General features: G+C 71.5%; 1 protein-coding gene and 1 pseudogene. Both read right to left on the reverse strand.

All coding sequences use genetic code 11. The features are described from left to right. Nucleotides 1–266, reverse strand: a pseudogene (locus AC2W7M_RS24615) (histidine kinase); the annotation flags it as partial. Nucleotides 267–302: 36 nt separating this feature from the next. Beyond that, nucleotides 303–1,598: an adenylosuccinate synthase gene (locus AC2W7M_RS24620; protein ID WP_486135659.1), complete on the reverse strand. Its 1,296-nt coding sequence runs from the start codon at nucleotides 1,596–1,598 to the stop codon at nucleotides 303–305. Nucleotides 1,599–1,907 lie beyond the last annotated feature (309 nt).

Raw genomic sequence — 1,907 nt, forward strand, 5'->3', positions numbered from 1 at the left:
GGCGGCGCGGGCTCCTCCGGCTCCGGCGGGCTTTCCTCCGTCACCGCTTCGGGCGGCGGCGGGAATTCCGCTTCCACGCGGCGGATGGCGTCCTCGAGCGACATCCGCTCCCGGGTGATCTCGCCCTCCGGCAGCGGCGGGTCGACGCTGCGCAGCTGGCGCAGCAGCGTCGCGCGGGCACGGTCGTAGACCGCGCGCCGGCTCTCGGCGCTCTTCTGCGGCAGGCTCGCGATCGCGCGGGCGAGAAGCGGGAAATAATCGGCCATCGGGACTTTGCTTCGCGTTCCGTGGGCGGCCTTGGATCAGGCCAGGAAAGGATTATGCACCAGTATGGTGTCGTCGCGCTCCGGGCTTGTGGACAAAACCGCCACCGGGCAGCCGATCAGCTCCTCCACCCGGCGCACATATTTCACGGCCTCCGCCGGCAGGTCCGCCCAGGAGCGCGCCCCGGCGGTGGAATCCTGCCAACCCTCCATGGTCTCGTAGATCGGCTCGGCGCGGGCCTGCGCGCCGCTCTCCGCCGGCAGGTGGTCGATCTGCTTTCCATCCACCGTGTAGCCGACACAAACCTTCAGCTCGGTAAACCCGTCCAGCACGTCGAGCTTGGTGAGCGCGATGCCGTGGATGCCGCAGGTGCGCACGGTCTGGCGCACCAGCACGGCGTCGAACCAGCCGCAGCGGCGCGCCCGGCCGGTGACGACGCCGAACTCGCGGCCCTTCTCGCCCAGGGTCTTGCCGACCGCGTCGGTGAGCTCGGTGGGGAACGGGCCGCCGCCGACGCGCGTGGTGTAGGCCTTGGTGATGCCCAGCACGTAATCGAGCGCGCCCGGCCCGATGCCCGAGCCGCTGGAGGCCGCGCCGGCAACGGTGTTGGAGGAGGTCACGAACGGATAGGTGCCGTGGTCGATGTCGAGCAGCGCCCCCTGGGCGCCCTCGAACAGGATCTTCTTGCCCTCGCGACGGGCGCGATCCAAGAGGTCCCACACCCGGTCCATGAAGGGCAGCACCCGGGGGGCGATGGCGTTCAGCTCGCACACCAAAGTGGTGGCGTCGACCTCCGGCACGCCGAGGCCGCGGCGGATCAGGTTGTGGTGCGCCAGGAGGCGCTCCACCTTGGCCGCCAGGCTGGCCGGCTCGGCGAGGTCGACGAGGCGGATGGCGCGGCGGCCCACCTTGTCCTCATAGGCCGGGCCGATGCCGCGCTTGGTGGTGCCGATGCGCGCGCTCTCCACCGTGGCGTTCTCGCGCAGGGCGTCCAGCTCGCGATGCAACGGCAGGATCAACGGCGTGGTCTCGGCGATGCGCAGGCGCTCCGGGCCGACGACGACGCCCTGCGCGGCGAGGCGCGCCAGCTCGTCCACCAGCGCCTGGGGATCGAGCACCACGCCGTTGCCGATCACCGACAGCTTGCCCGGGCGCACCACGCCCGAGGGCAGCAGCGACAGCTTGTAGGTGTTGCCGCCCACCACGAGGGTGTGGCCGGCATTGTGGCCGCCCTGGAAGCGGACCACCACGTCCGCCTGCTCGGAGAGCCAGTCGACGATCTTGCCCTTGCCTTCGTCGCCCCATTGCGAGCCGACCACGACCACGTTGGCCACGGGGTGGAGCCTCCTCGAAGCGGCGCGGGGATCGCCTGGCGGCCCGCGCGACAAAACAAAGCCCCGGCGCTGGTCCGGGGCGTTTAGCTGGCGTCTTAAGGGATCGCCGCGCGGGAGGCAAGGTTGGCAGGGGCCCGCGACGGTGTCCGGTTAGCGACCCATGGCGGCGGGGCGGTGGCGAAGTTGGATTGCACCGCGCTTCATGCTCTATCTGCGGCGATGAAATCCTCCTTCCCGTCCGCCCGCCCGCTCCTCCGCCCGCCCGCCGTCCGGACCGGGGCGCCGCGCCGCCCGTCCGGCGGTTCGCCG

The organism is Xanthobacter sp. BG11Y11_SDJG, assembly GCF_057364445.1.